At 73.3% G+C, this 344-nt stretch carries 1 protein-coding gene; it reads left to right on the forward strand.

Annotated features, from left to right (window positions below):
• Positions 1-244: 244 nt before the first annotated feature.
• Positions 245-344: DUF255 domain-containing protein (locus CCN56_RS38260; RefSeq protein WP_143664777.1), on the forward strand; the 100-nt coding region annotated here is incomplete at its 3' end.

Genomic DNA, 344 nt, shown 5'->3' on the forward strand with positions numbered 1-344 from the left:
ATCACGTCCAGCCCCGCCCGGCCCTGCGCCAGCAGTGCGTCCGCCTCGTCCGGGGCGAGGCCGGAGGCCCGTGCCTCCTCCGCCACGGCCCGTTCCAACAGCCGCTCGGCCTCGGCCCGGTGACTCTCCCGCATCTGCGTTCCCCCTCCGCGCGTGCCCGACGAATCCGGCCCAGTGTCCTGCGTCGCGCGCGTCGGCGCGAGAGAGCGGAGAAAGGAGGAGACCGCTGCGGCAGGATGGGGACATGCCGAACCGACTGGCCCATGAGACCTCCCCGTACCTCCTGCAGCACGCCGACAACCCGGTCGACTGGTGGCCGTGGTCGGCCGAGGCCTTCGAGGAGG

The sequence above is a fragment of the Streptomyces sp. NRRL B-24572 genome, from assembly GCF_002156145.1.
Lineage (GTDB): Bacteria > Actinomycetota > Actinomycetes > Streptomycetales > Streptomycetaceae > Streptomyces > Streptomyces vietnamensis.